Annotated in this window: 1 pseudogene; it reads right to left on the reverse strand. The window is 59.1% G+C overall.

The window, feature by feature from the left end:
- Positions 1–418, reverse strand: a pseudogene (locus ACWTU9_RS33245) (recombinase family protein); the annotation flags it as partial.

A 418-nucleotide genomic window follows, 5' to 3' on the forward strand; every position in this document is an offset into this window, starting at 1 on the left:
GCCGATCGATTAGAAGGCGCTTCTGCCTGATCTGCACGTAAATCCAGTTCACAGGAATATCTAGGCGGCCGGCCAATTCCTGAGCGCTGAGCAGGCTGAAGCCATGGGACCATCTGTTGCGCGGTTTGGTCACTCTGATCCCGGCGCTGCGCCGCATCTGCGCCACTGTCGTTGGAAGGACCATATTTTCACAGTTGGGGGAGCGATGACCTTCGCTGGTGAGGGTCGAGGCGATTTCGTCATCAGGGGTGCCGTTGCGGGCAAGATCGAGCGCCCGATCGCGCATCTCTGTCCCTCGCGTGAGTTTGGCAACGGAGTTGACCTTCAACTTGACTTCAAGATCGCTCGCCGCGCCGCCACGCCAGACGATCCTGACCCGAGCGACATCATGTTCGCCTCGGTCAAGCACCACTTTATC

It is taken from the genome of Mesorhizobium sp. 128a (assembly GCF_053848025.1).